Source organism: Streptomyces sp. URMC 126, from assembly GCF_051386555.1.
In the GTDB taxonomy this organism is placed as follows: Bacteria; Actinomycetota; Actinomycetes; order Streptomycetales; family Streptomycetaceae; genus Streptomyces.
Window position 1 is genome coordinate 1 of sequence record NZ_JBPQTX010000746.1, and the last position, 302, is coordinate 302.

The 302-nt window shown below is 67.2% G+C and carries 1 protein-coding gene; it reads right to left on the bottom strand.

From position 1 onward, the window contains the following. Positions 1-302, bottom strand: a 302-nt coding sequence (locus ACSNOK_RS33725; RefSeq protein WP_436784569.1) for a hypothetical protein, incomplete at both ends; no start/stop codon positions are given.

The following is a 302-nucleotide window of genomic DNA, read 5'->3' on the forward strand; positions in this document are numbered from 1 at the left end:
GTGCCGAACCCTGCTCGTTCCGACTGTCGGCACGAGTCACACGGAGCAGCACACCGTCGATGCCGGCCGCGTCGGTCTTCTTGCGGCTGACGACCTCCACGGTGACTGAGTCCGGCGTGGAGTTGGCCGTGGTGCCCTTCTTCGGCGGGCCGACCTTGAGCGGCAGGCGATCGGCCTCCTCGGGTTTCCGCCCGATCCGTATGCGTTCGGTGCCCGCTCCGGGCCACTCGGCTTCAGCCGGTGCCTTGGCCCAGGCTTTCTCTACCGGGTTGGTCTTGCGCGGCTTGTAAGTGGCGTTCTCT